Below are 14,917 nucleotides of genomic sequence, written 5' to 3'. Positions count from 1 at the left end.
ATTTTTTTGGCCCTAGAAAAAGCTCACTGGATTACAAACTCGCAAAATCGTCCACTGCAATGGCTTGCTTTCTTAGGGTATCCATTGATTGCCATTGGTGGTATTGCTCTTGGCTGATCACACCTTGCTTTGCGGCGCTGGCAGCCATTTCACTGGCGCTACCTTTAACAACCTCTCCCGCTTGCACCGCCGCGACAATTAATTGCTCGATATTCACACACTGATGCATGGCGTCAAAGCTGCGCTCTATTATACCGGTTGGATCTTGCTCCTTGTCACCGATGTAACACAAGTGGGTCAATGCATCTCTGAGTTCACCCGGCTGCATCATAACCTGGCAAATATCAGCGGCTAAACTGTCTTTTGGCTGGGTATAATACATGCCCCAAGGAAATACCAAGCGTTTTAACACTTGCCCAATGACAGGGTTAGAAAAATTAGCAAAAAAGCCTTCAAATGCTTGCCCTATTTGGTACAAGTTATTGTCCAGCGCATACCTGAGAAACGCGTAGTCACTCTCAGGGCATCCTCTGTCTTGGAAGAACTTTAACGTGGCTGAAGCCATGTATAACTGGCTTAGCACGTCCCCTAAGCGCGCAGAGAGCATCTCTCTGCGCTTAAGGTTTCCGCCTAATACCAACATTGCAATGTCTGCGCACACAGCCAAACCTCGGCTCATTCGTGTAAGCTGGCGATAATATGGCGCACTCACGCCATGCGTCGGCGCACTGATTAGCCTGCCCGCGGTTAAACCATAAGCCAGTGAGGTAAAAATGTTGCTGCTCGCGTACCCCAAATGTTTGAGTAATACTTGGTCAAAAGCGTCTAAGCCCTCAGCAGCATTTGGATTTGCCGCGGCCTCTAATTCTTGCAATACATAAGGATGACAGCGCGTCGCGCCTTGACCAAAAATCATCAAGCTACGGGTTAATATATTGGCACCTTCCACGGTAATCGCAATGGGAATACCTAAGTACATTTGCCCTAAGTAATTGGTTGGCCCCATTTGAATAGCCTTGCCAGCATGAATATCCATCACGTCATTCAGCACGGTCCGGCCCATCTCTGTCATATGATATTTGGTAATTGCCGTAACTATGGCTGGCTTTTCACCTAAATCCAGTGCCGCCGTGGTTAACCTGCGTGTTGCTTCAAGTTGGTAGGTTAAACCACCGATGCGTGCCATAGCATCTTGCACCCCTTCAAATTTACCGACTGACAAACCAAACTGTTTACGAACCAACGCATACGCGCCTGTCATACGGGTGCCTAAATGGCCACATGCCGCGCCAAGTGCTGGTAATGAAATACCTCGCCCCGCCGATAAACACTCCACCAGCATTCGCCAGCCTTTGCCAGCGTAACTTTGGCCGCCAATGATCCAGTCAATTGGAATAAATACGTCTTTGCCTTGCGTGGTGCCATTTTGAAAGGCCAACCCCATCGGCAGATGACGTCTGCCGATGATAACACCTGGGTGAGAAGTCGGTATCAAGGCACAAGTGATGCCCAAATCGCTTTGCTGACCTAGTAGCGCGTCGGGATCGTGTAACTTAAATGCTAACCCTAACACACTCGCGACTGGCGCCAGCGTAATGTAGCGCTTATCCCAAGTAAGGCTTATGCCTAAGGTCATTTCACCTTCAAACATTTGCTCACAAACAATGCCTTTATCCGGGATACTGCCTGCGTCAGAACCCGATTCAGGTCCCGTTAGGGCAAAACACGGGACTTCACGACCATCGGCAAGTCGAGGCAACCAATAAGATTTTTGCTCCTGCGTGCCATAGTGAGAAAGCAGTTCACCTGGGCCAAGGGAGTTGGGCACCATCACGGTAACCGCCAGAGACAAGCTGCGGCTGGCAATAATACTGACAATCGTGGAGTTGGCGAGGGCAGAAAATGCCAGACCGCCGTATTCTTTTCCTATGATCAGAGAGAAAAAACCTTCTTGCTTAAGGTATTGCCAAATCTCTTCAGGTAAGTCCTTGTCTTGCTGTACAATTTTGTAATCGTCTGTCATGGCTAACAAGGTCGCGACTTGATTGTCGATAAACGCTTGCTCTTGCTCGGTTAACTTCGGTTTTGGCATGTTCAACAAAGCCTGCCAATCTGGCTTGCCTCGAAACAGCTCACCATCCCACCACACGGTGCCTGCATTCATGGCTTCTTGCTCTGTGGCGGAAAGTGGAGGCAGAATACTTTTGAAATATTTAAACACAGGTTCGCTGATCCACTGCCTGCGTATTGGAGAGTAAAACAACACAATCAGTAGACAACTTATAATGACAATCAAAATACCCATACATCACTCCTTTGCCGTCATTGCTTTCATTGAGGTTGGAATTGCGTGTGGTTGCCGACTGAGTCAGTCTGACTTTATGTTAACTATAGTGAATACCCTTTAACTTGCGGCAAAGGATCAGTTAGCGAATACAAAACACTTTCAAATACGTGCTTAATGAACCATCTTCAAACTCAACAGCGGAGTGAATATGATCATCTTCACTGGCCACGATATCAAACGTGTAGTGGTGAAACTGGCCTTCAATAGTAACCGCAATTTTGCCGTGATTGAGTTGCCAATGCCCGCTAAGTGTAACGCCATCAAACAAAGAAACGTCTTGCAACGTACCATCGGGATAAAAAAACAGCTGCGTGGTATGGCCTCCGGGATTGGTTTTTACCCATTTGTTCGTCAACACTTCTTCCGCGCTAAACGGGCGTTTGCCTTGCTGCCAAAGCACAAATTCCCCTTTGGTTTTGACGTAACTGATATCTTCATCGCTGAAAGATTGCTGACTATTCCAAAAGGTTGAACTGCGCCCTTCGACCTCGCGACCAAATAATAAGATTTCTTTGTCAACGTCTGTCCAAGCTGTGGTAAACCTGTTTGCCATTGTGTTACCTGCCAACATTTGTCTCATCAGTTAGGCCATGCCCATTTACTTCACCAGAATGATGAAAAAAGTATGATTCGTTAAATTAATGTTAGAAACTGATTGTCAAAATGCTGTAACAGAGGATTCAAAGTGGGAGTTGACGCAATAAAAAAGCGACCCTATGGGTCGCTTTTTAGATCTATATCGAGTTAATCGTGACTAACTGGCTTTTTTCTTCTTAGCCGGTTTTTTGGCTGCTTTCTTTTTCGTTTGTTCTTCTATCCATTTACCGTCGACGTATTTAGCAACCCAACCTGTGGGTTTTTTCTCTACTTCGGTCATCACGTACTGCTCTTTGGTTTTGCGACTGTAACGCACTACCGCAGGTAAGCCATCAGGATCAGCTTGTGGTGCTTCCGTTAGATACGTAAATTTAGGCGACAAACGGTCCTTAAACTGCACCAACTCAGCCACTAACGGCGCACGAGTTTCACGGGATTTAGGGAAGGTACTGGCGGCTAGAAAGATGCCCGCAGCGCCGTCTCGCAAGATAAAATACGCGTCGCTATTAACACAAGGTAACTCAGGTAAGTGAACCGGGTCTTCTTTTGGCGGTGCCACTTCACCACTGCGTAAGATCTTACGGGTGTTCTTACACTCTTCATTGGTACAACCCATGTATTTACCGAAACGCCCATTTTTCAACTGCATGTCGGCGCCACATTTGTCACACTCAACAATGGGGCCGTCGTAACCCTTGATCTTAAACTTGCCCTGCTCCACTTCAAAGCCGCTACACGAAGGATTATTGCCGCAGACGTGTAATTTGCGGGTTTCATCTATCAAATAGCTGTCCATCGCGGTGCCGCATTTGCTACAACGACGCTTGGCCATTAACGCTTCGGTTTCCGCGTCTTCACCTTCGGCAACAGCTTCTTCACCTGGGGTCAAGTTGATGGTGGTTTTACAGCGTTCTTTTGGCGGTAGATTGTAACCCGAGCAGCCTAAAAACACCCCAGTACTGGCGGTACGGATCCCCATTTCACGGCCACAAGTCGGACACTCAATATCGGTGATCACCATTTCGTTTGGTGGCATGCCGCCTTCTTCTTCGGGTAATTCGGCGGTGGTCAGTTGGTTTGAGAAATCACTGTAGAAATCATTCAGCAGAGCTTTCCAATTTTGTTCACCGTTAGCCACTTTGTCGAGCTCACCTTCCATTTCAGCGGTGAAGTCGTAGCTCATCAATTTCTTAAAGCTTACTTGCAAACGGTCAGCCACTATCTCGCCCATTTTCTCTGCAAAGAAGCGACGATTTTCAACTTTTACGTAGCCTCTGTCTTGAATGGTCGAAATGATACTGGCATAGGTAGATGGCCGACCAATGCCACGTTTTTCGAGCTCTTTAACCAAAGAGGCTTCACTATAACGTGCCGGCGGCTTGGTAAAGTGTTGCTGTGGGTCAAGCTTGTCTAAGCTGAGTGTTTCACCCTTGGCAATATCGGGCAAATGGACATCTTCAGCGTTTTTACGAACCGCAGTTTGAACCTTTGTCCAACCATCAAAACGCAGGGTTCGGCCTTTCGCTTTGAGTAAATAATCACCCGCGCTCACCCAAAGCGTTGATGAATCGTACAAAGCGGGAACCATTTGGCATGAGACAAACTGGCGCCAGATTAACTCGTACAGGCGCTGTGCGTCTCTGTCTAAGCCTTTGATGTCAGTTTGAGACACATTTACATCCGAAGGACGAATCGCTTCGTGAGCTTCCTGAGCACCTTCTTTGCTGCCATACATGTTAGCGCTATCGGGTAAATACTTTTTACCGTAGTTATCGCTGATGTAATCACGAACAGATTCCACGGCATCTTTGCTCAAATGCGTGGAGTCGGTACGCATGTAGGTGATATAACCGGCCTCATACAAACGTTGCGCCAACATCATGGTCTTTTTAACGCCAAAACTTAATCGAGTACTGGCCGCTTGTTGCAAGGTTGACGTAATAAATGGCGCAGAAGGTTTGCTCTTAGTCGGCTTGTCTTCGCGGCTATCAAGTAAAAATGGGCTGGCTTTTAATGCATCAACAGCCTGTTGTGTTTGGCTTTCATTAACCGGTTTAAAACTCGCGCCCTGATGCTTCACAACTTCCATGCGCAGCTCCGCCCCTTTTGGGGTGGTTAAATCTGCGTGCAAGTCCCAAAACTCTTCCGGGTTGAATGCTTTGATTTCTCTTTCTTTGTCTACCACCAAGCGCACTGCTACCGACTGAACTCGACCAGCGGATAAACCGCGTGCTACTTTTTTCCAAAGCAATGGCGAAGCCATGTAACCGACAACACGGTCAAGAAACCGGCGACTTTGCTGGGCATTCACCCGCGCCATGTTTAATTCACTGGGCTGGCTAAAAGCATCTTGAATCGCGCTTTTGGTGATTTCGTTGAATACCACACGTTGATAATGTTTGTCTTCGCCGCCGAGGATCTCACGTAAGTGCCACGCAATCGCCTCACCTTCGCGGTCCAAATCCGTTGCCAGATAAACCGTGTCAGCTTTATCTGCAAGTGACTTTAACTCATTAACAACTTTTTCTTTGCCCGGCAGTATTTGATAATCGGCTTCCCAGTCTTTATTTGGGTCAATCCCCATACGAGCCACTAACGCTTTATAATCTTTTTTCTTTTTCAGCGCAGCTTTTTGCTCTGGGGTCATGCCAGCGGTCGACGTCTTTTTAGCAGGTGCTTTTTTAGCGCTGCCGCTGGTTGGCAAGTCTCGGATGTGTCCGACGCTGGACTTCACTACAAAGTCTTTGCCTAAGTATTTATTGATGGTCTTGGCTTTCGCCGGTGACTCGACAATAACTAACGATTTGCCCATAAATTCAGCTTAACTCTATTTTAATGACGAAAAATATTCCCTGATAGCTGAGGATCGTGCGCTCAGGACCTTTCTTATTTATATTGCTTGTGAATCAGTGAAGATCAATATTTTTTTTTATTTTATTCAATCCGAGGCGGATTTTAGCGGCCATTATGACCTTTGCAAGAGATTAAATTGTAAATTTTGTTGAGAAAATGTGCGTTTTACCGAAATACGCTTTTTTTTATACTGGTTGATGAACCATACTCAACCATATCAACTAATTAGCCATGCTGGAAGGTCATAAATGTCTAAAAATCACCGCCATTACGTGAATTTTGACGGTTTAATTGGCCCAAGCCATAATTTTGCAGGGCTGGCCAGCGGTAACCTCGCCAGCGCCCTGTCTGCACGCCATAATTCAAGCCCTAAGCAAGCCGCTTTACAGGGGCTAAAAAAAATGCGCATGTTGCAGAGTCTCGGCTTGGTTCAAGGCATTATTCCGCCCTTACCTCGACCTGACCTCAATTTTTTATCACGCCTTGGTTGCCATGGCTCTGCAGCACAAAAAATAGCCCAAGCCAGTGAGTTAACAGGCCTTGTTGAGCCCGCGTATTCTGCTTCTAACATGTGGGTTGCAAATGCCGCCAGCATTAGCAGCAGCCGACATAGTATCAATAACAAGGTACAAATCACCCCTGCCAATCTTGTCAGTCAACTGCATCGCAGTCTGGAAACACGGTTAACCCAAAGATTACTGAAATGCATTTTTCACGACGCGGCCTATTTCACTCATCACTTGCCTTTACCCCAGCAAATGCAGTTTGCCGATGAAGGCGCAGCGAACATAATGAGCCTGGAAACAGCGGATAAACAGCTAACAATTTTTGTCTATGGTCGCGCTCATGATGACACTGAAAAATACAGTCATGGCTTTACGCCCAGGCAGAGTTTATTGGCCAGCCAAGCAGTGGCAAGATTGCACGGTTTGCCAGCGGCCGATACCGGCTTTGTAAAACAACATAATGACGCCATTCAAGCCGGCGTTTTTCATAATGATGTGATTGCAGTGAGCCAAGGAAATACGCTTTTTTATCACCAAACTGCCTTTACGGACAGCGAAGCTCTTTTGGCCTTAATTACGCAACACTTTGGCACTCAAAAAATTGAGCTGATTGCCGTAAAATCGGCAGAAATATCGCTACAACAAGCAGTGAAAAGCTACCTCTTTAATAGTCAATTAGTGCCTTTGAAAGGCCAACAAAAAGCGTTAGTTTGTCCGCTTCAATGCCAGCAAATTCCGGAGGTTGCTCGCTACCTATCGGCATTAACGCTTGCTGATAACAGCATCAGCAAGGTCGTTTATGTCGACCTACTACAAAGCATGAAAAATGGTGGTGGACCAGCTTGCTTAAGACTATCGCTGCAACTTACCCAACAAGAGATTGACAGTGTTGCTGACAGCTTTTGGCTAACAGAACAAAAATACCGCCGTTTGGTCGACTTGGTCAACGCCTATTATCCCGCTAAAATCACCCCAGAAAACCTAATTTCACCAGCACTATTGGTGCAACTTGAGCAGGCCTTTGGAGCCATTGCTGATGAATTCGAACTACAGCGATTTTATCAACAAGGCGGTAAAGATTGACGCTGTGCGATAAGCAAATAATTCCGTGGAGTGACGTTAAAGTCGCAGAAAGTATTCAACCTAATATGATAACCATGTTGTTTTAAAAACAAAGCCTTATCTAGCAACAACCACAACTCTAAAGGCCGCCTAAAGAGCTGGCGAACCACTTCTATACGCGCCAACATACCTTGTTGTTGTTGGCCGACGCGTAACGACAATTCGAGCAGCTCAGGCACAAATGTTAGCGCCAAAGGCTGCTTACTTTTCGCTTTCGCAGCGATCGCCCAGGAGACAAAATCTGAATAATTACCGGACAGTAAAATTTTGGGGAAATTAGGCAAACTGACATAACCTTGAGCAACTTGAGTTAGCTGGCAATAATGTGAAAATGCGAGCCGCCAAAGTAACTCTTTTTCCCGTAACAGCCGTTGCCGTTCACCGCCTGTGACCAATTGCTGCAATGGTAACTTAAGATCAAGCTTGCAAAGTGTTAATCTGCTTGCTTTAGCTGCTTGGCTCATGCCTTGATAATGCTCGCCAGAAATGAGGTGATAACAACAGGGGCTTAAAGTTAACCAAGCAGCATTGGCTTTGACCGTTTCATCAATACAACGCTGATGAAGTTGGCCACAAGCGTGCAATGCCATCACCCCCGAATGGGGTTGGATAAAAGGCCCCACACTCTGCTTTAACACGTCTAAATGGACAAACTCTTGCGCAATATCCAGCTTGGCGGATAACGCCTGACCGTCATCACACAGGTCCGATTGCCACTCTAAAGACGTGCAAGCTTGCCGTCGATCAAATGCTGCTAGACGCCCTAAATGACCTTTACCCGCACACCACTCTAGTAAATGAGATTGCCCTGCATTCGTTGGTAAAGCTGACACAAAGCGCGCTATTTGATCTTGCTTTCTGCCTTTAACACCTTGCATCAGCCAAAAGGGGACATCCGTTGTGTCAGGTTGATGACTGGAATGCCGTAATAAAGGGGATTGATATAATGCCTTAAGATCAGACAACGATTCTAGCCAAGGTGAAACAGCGTCATCTATCGTGCTTATCTGAGCAATATCTTCATCGCTTAGCGCGGATAATGCCTGGTAAAGTGCGGGGTAAGTAGCCTGCCAAGGCACGTCATCTTGAGCAAATGGGGCAAATTGCCACAACGCACGATGCTGATATAAGCAGGTATCAAGTTGTTGGAATAAAATTTCAAGTTCAGCGTCAGTCATCGCCGATAAAACCGTTCACAATAAGGGAGCGTAGAGAGCCAGGATAGGAAATAAAAAAGCCTGCCGAAGCAGGCTTTTTTACATTAGAACAAGCGATTCGAAAGATCGTACAAGTCTTGGCGGAAAGCACGACGCATGTTAGTGAGACAATCAATGATGTCGTGATGCACCAGTTGACCTTTTTGAATACCAACACAACGTGCACTTTCACCTTTCAGTAATAGCTCAACCGCGTAGCCTCCCATGCGACTCGCTTGAACGCGATCCCATGCATTTGGCGCGCCGCCACGCTGAATATGACCGAGAATGGTAGCACGCGTCTCACGACCCGTTTGCTCTTCAATGCGCTTGGCCATGGCATTGACGTCAGCGACGTGCTCAGTAATCGCGATAATCGCGTGTTTCTTACCCTTTGCTTCACCTTCTGCAACTTGGCGTAGTAACTCTTCTTCGTCAAAGTCTACTTCAGGAACGATAATGTACTCAGAACCACCGGCAATCGACGCCCATAAAGTCAGGTCGCCACAGTGGCGGCCCATGATTTCAACAATAGAAATACGATTATGAGAAGAAGACGTATCACGTAAACGGTCAATCGCGTCAACAACTGTATCCAGGGCTGTCATAAAGCCAATGGTGTAATCTGTACCTGAAATGTCGTTATCGATCGTGCCTGGAAGACCAATACAAGGAAAGCCCATTTCACTCAGCTTCATCGCACCCATGTAAGAGCCGTCACCGCCAACCACTACAATGGCTTCGATACCGTGTTTTTTAAGGTTTTTAATGGCTTCTTCACGAACGCTAGGCTCTTTAAACTCAGGGAAACGTGCAGATCCAAGAACAGTACCGCCCTTGTTAATAATGTCTGATACGTTTTGACGGTTAAGCTTCTCGATATGATCATGATACATACCGTAGTAACCATCATAAATACCATACACTTCCATGCCTTCGGCTAAACCTGCTCGAACCACTGCACGTACTGCAGCATTCATTCCTGGGGCATCGCCACCACTGGTAAGTACGCCTATTTTTTTAATCACTTGCTACCTCGACCAATTGATAAATCTAATCCATCTACAAGCTCGGAAAACCCAGCTCGCTAAAAACCGTTATTCGCCAACCTACATGGCTTGAGTGCTTGTTGGCTAATGCGTTGCCATTATACCGAACAAACCAATGTCAGGGGCATTTTTTGCCCCTTTAGAGCATCGTAAACACTTACTAAAGCGCTTAGCTTCTTTGTTACACCAGGGTCGGTTTACCCAAAGCGATGCTCTAATTCATACTAGCTTATTAGCTTGCGTATTATGATGTAATAATTCCACTTTTTCTTTGTTCTTTCGCAAAATAATGCTTTTTTTTGCCGCTGTTCGCCCTACCCTGCTGTTTTTTTAATCAAGGTGACGAAAAAATACAACAGCTTTAAATTAATATGCCTGTTGTTATCGTATCTCAGCAAAATTTTTTTAATTAGGGAACCAAGTTGTCACGGGTTTGTCATATACAAGCGTCAGGATGAATACGCATCAACACAAAGAGGAATTATGATGAGAAATAAAAGAAAGAACTTACGTCAACGACATTTATGGTTCAGTGTATGGAACCCTAAACACGTATTTTTACCCATTGAATCAGACGAACAAATTAAACCCATCCGCAACAGCGCTCGCTAATAGGCCTTATTATGTATCTGCTTCTATAAAACCACTGCCAAGGCAGTGGTTTTTTATTGCAGAGCCCCGATTTTTTACTGGTTAATCCCGTCGCTCGCTAGACTTAACAGCAACGCTCTGGCATCTTTCTTGTTAACTCAACACCACTGTGATAATCAGTTACATGGCTTATCCTAAAATCGATCTCCCGTTTAAATACCGCCACACTTGTTGGATATGTGCCGAGCCCAGCTTAAGCTGGTTAGCCTTACCACAAAACCCATCAAAGGGATTAGACTGCCCACACCCGCCTCTTAGTTTACCTGTTTGCCAAGAGTGTGGATCCCTTGCTAATAGTGCAAAAGTAACAGCGCAAGACGCCACTGAATTACGTCAGCAACTGCACCAAGCGCTTCGCCAAAAATACCGTAAACACTTAGACATAGGTAATAATTGGACGAAGCAAGAGCTGGAACTATCTGAATTTGAAGATAAAAGTTTTGCAGGCTTTAAGAAAAGTGCATGGATGATGTTTGAAATTGCCAGAGACAGGGTGGAGTTTGCGGGTTGGCCATTGGCCCTTGACGGCGTTGAGTTAGCCATTATGCCAGACCGCCATTTCGAGTTTGACGGTATTCAATATAACAATGTCGCATCGGCCATTAGCGCTCATGCGAAGCAATTTGATGTCTTAGAAGACTACCTTGTCGCCCTGGTAAATAAACTTGGACCAAGTCGGTTTAAGGCCGCGTTGCAATATGCTAGGCAATACCCAACATTCGATAAAACAGAAATACCGCAACTGCTGGTAGGTATCGATTAACCTACCAGCAAATACTTACCTTTCTCTTACACCGCACTTAAGTAAGCTTTGTAAGACTTCAGACGCACTACCGCGCCACCGATGATATCCATAAACCCAAGCTTTTCGTGAGGTTTATTAGCAGAAATCCAAGCGGAGCCAGTGGCGCCGATAGGCACATTGTAGCCTTCCGGTTGCTCGAACTCGATGATCACGGTGCGGCCATGACTGCTGCTGTTGTTGCCGACATGACGACGAACGTGTTGGTCACCATTGCGCACATCTATCATGGCTTCACCGGTACCCGCTGTTAAGCTGTGAACGCGGCCACGGAAAATTTCACCCGGATATGCATCTAAGTAGAACTCCGCAAATTGCCCTTTTTCGATGTTGCGATACGTTTGGTCAGCGATGCGCATTTCAACAAACTTTTTGCTGGTGTCGTATAAATGCATATTACCCACGCGAGTGCCTTCGGTGATGTTCGTAATTGATACCTGGCCATCAAATGGCGCGACAACACGATTACGATCTTCTTGCCACTGCGCTTTAGCAATCTTGGCATCGATCGTTTTAACCCTTGCTTCAGCTGCCACTCTTCCGGCTTGTGAAGCATCAATGCTGGCGGATAAGTTATCGCGATCTGCTTGGCTGGCAAAGTCATCTAAGCGGGCAAGTCGGTCTAGGTTTCGTTTATCGTTGCGAATTTGTACGTCAATGGCTTTAATATCGGCCAATGCGGCCAATTTATCCGCCTGCAAAGCCGCCACTTCTTCTTCATTATCGGTTGCCACCAAGGTATAGATGACATCGCCTTTTTTCACTTCTTGGTTATGCACTACAAATACTTGTTCAACCTCTTGGGCAAATAATGGACTTAACACCGCATGAGGCGCTTTCACCGTCGTACTGTCTGTTAAGTCAGCAGGCGACCAAAAACGGTGGGCAGTAAATAACATAAATGCGATAAAACATCCTAAACCCGTACTGATCACCGCATTACGAAAATTCCACTGGATCACACCTAATTTAACTAACAACCACACAACTAAGATATAAGGCAGCATTATCTCTTTCATTATTTGTCTCCTTTAACACCTTTGTTGATGATGAACGACAGCTTGTCAGACAAAATATCCCACCTTGCAAAGGCAATAATAATGGCTAACACCCACCAGGTTTTATCAATAAATAAACCACATAAAGACAATGCAAATACTAATTGGGTATGAGCACTCGACATGGCTTGGGCTTTATGCACCGCCACCTCGTGTAATTGCCACAACAAATACAACACGTAACCAAATGCACCGATTGTCACCACAAAAATAAAACCCATAAACACTTCAGAATCGAGCAATTTCAAAATAGTCGGATAACCGTTGGAAAAGTATTCCTCGGGTAACTCTTTACCGTGAATTGCGCCTAAATGAGATAACGCAATGCTCATCCCTACTATCAGCGCCATTACCGTGCAAAATTTAAGTAAATTGATAACAGCCCGTTTAATCTTGATGGCTGCGCAGGGTTTACCCTCTGCAACTGCTGGTGTTTTTGTCATCTCACTCATTATTCACCTGTCATGTTAGTAGGGACATTAAATAGCCCGAAGACTTTAGATGAGCTCAGTATATGAATAAGCCGCAAGAAAATGATAATTTGATATATTCCATATGGAATATTGAAAGTTATGATATATAATATTGGAATATATATATAAGGCTATAAGGCTGCCCCATGAGCTTATTTCAAACCCTTGATTTAAATCATTTAAAAGCATTTGTGGCGGTATATAAAACAGGCTCAACACAACACGCTGCGGTGCGATTGGCTCGTTCTCAGTCTTATATTTCTAAAGTTTTAATGCAATTGCGGCAAGATTTGCAAGACCCGCTGTTTGTGCGCACCGGAAAAGGGCTAGAGCCAACCAGTTATGCCCACAGTATTGCGCCTAAAATTGAGCGCGCGCTTGAGCAATTACAACAGGCGCTAGCACCGGACGAATTTGACCCTTCTCGCCTGAATAAAGTCACACTCAATATCGTTTCTCCCTTGATCCCTTACGTGGGTAAAAATATTATCCAAGCGGTCCGCCAACAAACGGACGCACAAATAGAACTTCGAAAATGGGACTATGAAACGCAAAATCATTTATTGAGCGCGGACGTTGACCTCGCTGTCCATGCCATGACAGAACGCTCACAACAGTTTTATCAACGAAAGTTGATTAGCTTAACCGGCACGATTATTGGCAATCCATCGGGGGAGTACGTAAAAATGATGATCAATGATTTTAACGAGCACCAAAACTGGTTTCAACAAATTGATCCTAGTTTGCACCCGGGGATTGTGGTCGATAATTACGCGCTACTCGACCAATTGATGGACCAACATAAAACCTGCGTGGTATCCACCGGCGTGACCGAAGATACAAAGGTTGCGTTTGATGTTGCCATCATCTGCAAAGCCAGTCGTCGCCATGAACCTAAAATCACTTGGCTCAGTAAAATTATCAGCCCATTTATCCAGGAGCTGGAGTTCTAAACTGAACAGCCGTCATTGTTTACCAGGCGTAGCCCAAACCTAACCCGTATGTCAGTTGATGCTTGTCACCCTGCTCGACCACGATCGTACTGTTGGCTGCGTCATTCGTTAAGCGCTGATAATAAGCGCCTGCTGCCACATACCATTGTGGATTAACTTGAAACATCACTGCAGGCCAAGCATAAAATTGCCTGATACCAGCCCGGGCCTCAAACTCAGCAATGCCCGATTGTGCGGCAGCGACAGCATCAACACCAAAGTGATGTTGCATGTAGTTGTCATCCGCCCACGTGGCCCCTAAACCTAAACCAACAAACACTTGCCTGCTAAGGGGCACCCAAGTATTAGCATAAACACTGGCATTGGTTCCTTTTGTGTCTCCGGCTACCGCCGTCGTAAGCTGTAATCCCACTCGACTATAAAAAGGAATCATGGTATCTGTGCGTGTTACTGCGTAGCCAACAAAGCCTCCAAGATCAAGACCATAGCCAATATCAGGTAAGGCATCGACGGCGTCATTCGTCACGTCTTGGCGCCCTAATCGTATGACCATGGCGGGGCCCCATTCAAAATTGAGGTCTTGATTCACCTTGATGCCAGCATAAGGTCCATACCACTCAGCGTAACGGTTATTTTCAAGCTTGATCCGTGCCCCAGGCACAACACCCGCCATGTTATCTTTAGCACCCGCCCACTCAGGGGTCACCCCACCAGCAAGGCCAAAGTAGTTCGGTACTAACTGAGAAAACTCGATCCCCGCCGACGCAATCGCCATGCCAGGTAAAGCGCCTGTAATAGACAAAAGAAACATAAATGGATGAATGATGCGCAAGTGACCCAAACCTTCAGCATATTGCTGCTAGAGTATTGTAATTGGCGCTATTTTATCTTGTTTATTTATCAACAATCTCAAACTCACATCAGAGTTATATCAAAGGGTTTCGCCTTCACAAAGATAAAAAACCAAACAGCCACAAGACATAATATGTTTTGACCGTTAATCTTAACATCCGCCATTCTCACTCTAGGTTCACCTCCTTCACACTGAAACCCTTGACAGTTTAATAGTCGTTGCATTAATGATTACCCATGAGTTGTTCATTTCATCTGCTAACGTGGTGCACACGACCAAAGAACAAATTGAAGAAGAAAGTTGCAAGCACGAGAAGTCTGTTCTGGTCAACTACAACTGGACACTTTTAGTTGAGAATTTTCAAACTCCACTGGTGATAAATCACCATTGGCTGAATGTAGTCGCTCTAGGTTGTAATACTTCATGTAAGCGGCCACATCTTGCTTCATAAATCTCC

13 protein-coding genes are annotated in these 14,917 nt (G+C 45.7%); 4 read left to right on the top strand and 9 right to left on the bottom strand.

Annotation, left to right across the window (positions count from 1 at the left end; genetic code table 11):
• Positions 1 to 31 precede the first annotated feature (31 nt).
• The 3 genes from D1Z90_RS14015 to topA form a co-directional block, all read right to left on the bottom strand.
• Entirely contained in the window at positions 32 to 2,305 is a 2,274-nt protein-coding gene (locus D1Z90_RS14015) for an acyl-CoA dehydrogenase (RefSeq protein ID WP_119911406.1), read from the bottom strand.
• A 121-nt stretch (positions 2,306 to 2,426) separates the two neighbouring features.
• Positions 2,427 to 2,900: a hypothetical protein gene (locus D1Z90_RS14010; RefSeq protein ID WP_119911405.1), complete on the bottom strand. Its 474-nt coding sequence runs from the start codon at positions 2,898 to 2,900 to the stop codon at positions 2,427 to 2,429.
• Positions 2,901 to 3,101: 201 nt separating this feature from the next.
• The gene (gene topA / locus D1Z90_RS14005; protein ID WP_119911404.1) at positions 3,102 to 5,756 is read right to left on the bottom strand and encodes a type I DNA topoisomerase; all 2,655 of its coding nucleotides are present in this window, start codon (positions 5,754 to 5,756) and stop codon (positions 3,102 to 3,104) included.
• 289 nt (positions 5,757 to 6,045) lie between these two features.
• Between topA and D1Z90_RS14000 the strand changes: the two genes are divergently transcribed.
• On the top strand, positions 6,046 to 7,386 hold the full coding sequence (locus D1Z90_RS14000) for an N-succinylarginine dihydrolase (protein WP_119911403.1): 1,341 nt from the start codon (positions 6,046 to 6,048) through the stop codon (positions 7,384 to 7,386).
• Here the strand turns inward: D1Z90_RS14000 and D1Z90_RS13995 are convergent.
• Complete coding sequence (locus D1Z90_RS13995) at positions 7,365 to 8,603, bottom strand: methyltransferase (protein WP_119911402.1); 1,239 nt, start codon at positions 8,601 to 8,603, stop codon at positions 7,365 to 7,367. The genes D1Z90_RS14000 and D1Z90_RS13995 overlap by 22 nt on opposite strands.
• 83 nt (positions 8,604 to 8,686) lie before the next feature.
• Entirely contained in the window at positions 8,687 to 9,649 is a 963-nt protein-coding gene (gene pfkA, locus D1Z90_RS13990; protein ID WP_119911401.1) for a 6-phosphofructokinase, read from the bottom strand.
• 504 nt (positions 9,650 to 10,153) lie between these two features.
• Between pfkA and D1Z90_RS21980 the strand changes: the two genes are divergently transcribed.
• Both D1Z90_RS21980 and D1Z90_RS13985 read left to right on the top strand, forming a co-directional pair.
• Entirely contained in the window at positions 10,154 to 10,282 is a 129-nt protein-coding gene (locus D1Z90_RS21980; protein WP_269777042.1) for a hypothetical protein, read from the top strand.
• Between the two features lie 163 nt (positions 10,283 to 10,445).
• Positions 10,446 to 11,084, top strand: a complete 639-nt coding sequence (locus D1Z90_RS13985) for a hypothetical protein (protein WP_119911400.1) — start codon at positions 10,446 to 10,448, stop codon at positions 11,082 to 11,084.
• 26 nt (positions 11,085 to 11,110) lie between these two features.
• Here D1Z90_RS13985 and D1Z90_RS13980 read toward each other — a convergent pair whose 3' ends face one another.
• A complete protein-coding gene (locus tag D1Z90_RS13980) occupies positions 11,111 to 12,142 on the bottom strand; it encodes an HlyD family secretion protein (protein WP_119911399.1) in 1,032 nt (343 codons plus the stop codon).
• On the bottom strand, positions 12,142 to 12,633 hold the full coding sequence (locus D1Z90_RS13975) for a magnesium transporter (protein ID WP_119911398.1): 492 nt from the start codon (positions 12,631 to 12,633) through the stop codon (positions 12,142 to 12,144). Before D1Z90_RS13975 ends, D1Z90_RS13980 begins: the two co-directional genes overlap by 1 nt.
• A gap of 167 nt (positions 12,634 to 12,800) precedes the next feature.
• Here D1Z90_RS13975 and D1Z90_RS13970 point away from each other — a divergent pair, with 167 nt between their 5' ends.
• Positions 12,801 to 13,607 (top strand): LysR family transcriptional regulator, encoded by an 807-nt coding sequence (locus tag D1Z90_RS13970; RefSeq protein ID WP_119911397.1) that lies wholly within the window; start codon positions 12,801 to 12,803, stop codon positions 13,605 to 13,607.
• Between the two features lie 19 nt (positions 13,608 to 13,626).
• On the opposite strand, the gene D1Z90_RS13965 is transcribed toward D1Z90_RS13970, so the two are convergent.
• The gene (locus D1Z90_RS13965; protein ID WP_147378773.1) at positions 13,627 to 14,439 is read right to left on the bottom strand and encodes a MipA/OmpV family protein; all 813 of its coding nucleotides are present in this window, start codon (positions 14,437 to 14,439) and stop codon (positions 13,627 to 13,629) included.
• Between the two features lie 347 nt (positions 14,440 to 14,786).
• Positions 14,787 to 14,917 (bottom strand): IS3 family transposase (locus D1Z90_RS13960; RefSeq protein WP_147378772.1); only part of this gene is annotated, 131 nt, incomplete at its 5' end.

It is taken from the genome of Motilimonas pumila (assembly GCF_003596335.1).
Lineage (GTDB): Bacteria > Pseudomonadota > Gammaproteobacteria > Enterobacterales > CBDFNC01 > Motilimonas > Motilimonas pumila.
Note: the sequence above shows the minus strand (reverse complement) of the source record. Positions and strands in the feature narration are given on the sequence as shown.

What these genes read in the sequence shown, in the direction of transcription:
- D1Z90_RS14015 (WP_119911406.1), bottom strand. Translation starts at nt 2,305, where the DNA reads ATGGGTATTTTGATTGTCATTATAAGTTGTCTACTGATTGTGTTGTTT.
- D1Z90_RS14010 (WP_119911405.1), bottom strand. Translation starts at nt 2,900, where the DNA reads ATGGCAAACAGGTTTACCACAGCTTGGACAGACGTTGACAAAGAAATC.
- topA (WP_119911404.1), bottom strand. Translation starts at nt 5,756, where the DNA reads ATGGGCAAATCGTTAGTTATTGTCGAGTCACCGGCGAAAGCCAAGACC.
- D1Z90_RS14000 (WP_119911403.1), top strand. Translation starts at nt 6,046, where the DNA reads ATGTCTAAAAATCACCGCCATTACGTGAATTTTGACGGTTTAATTGGC.
- D1Z90_RS13995 (WP_119911402.1), bottom strand. Translation starts at nt 8,603, where the DNA reads ATGACTGACGCTGAACTTGAAATTTTATTCCAACAACTTGATACCTGC.
- D1Z90_RS21980 (WP_269777042.1), top strand. Translation starts at nt 10,154, where the DNA reads ATGATGAGAAATAAAAGAAAGAACTTACGTCAACGACATTTATGGTTC.
- D1Z90_RS13985 (WP_119911400.1), top strand. Translation starts at nt 10,446, where the DNA reads ATGGCTTATCCTAAAATCGATCTCCCGTTTAAATACCGCCACACTTGT.
- D1Z90_RS13980 (WP_119911399.1), bottom strand. Translation starts at nt 12,142, where the DNA reads ATGAAAGAGATAATGCTGCCTTATATCTTAGTTGTGTGGTTGTTAGTT.
- D1Z90_RS13975 (WP_119911398.1), bottom strand. Translation starts at nt 12,633, where the DNA reads ATGAGTGAGATGACAAAAACACCAGCAGTTGCAGAGGGTAAACCCTGC.
- D1Z90_RS13970 (WP_119911397.1), top strand. Translation starts at nt 12,801, where the DNA reads ATGAGCTTATTTCAAACCCTTGATTTAAATCATTTAAAAGCATTTGTG.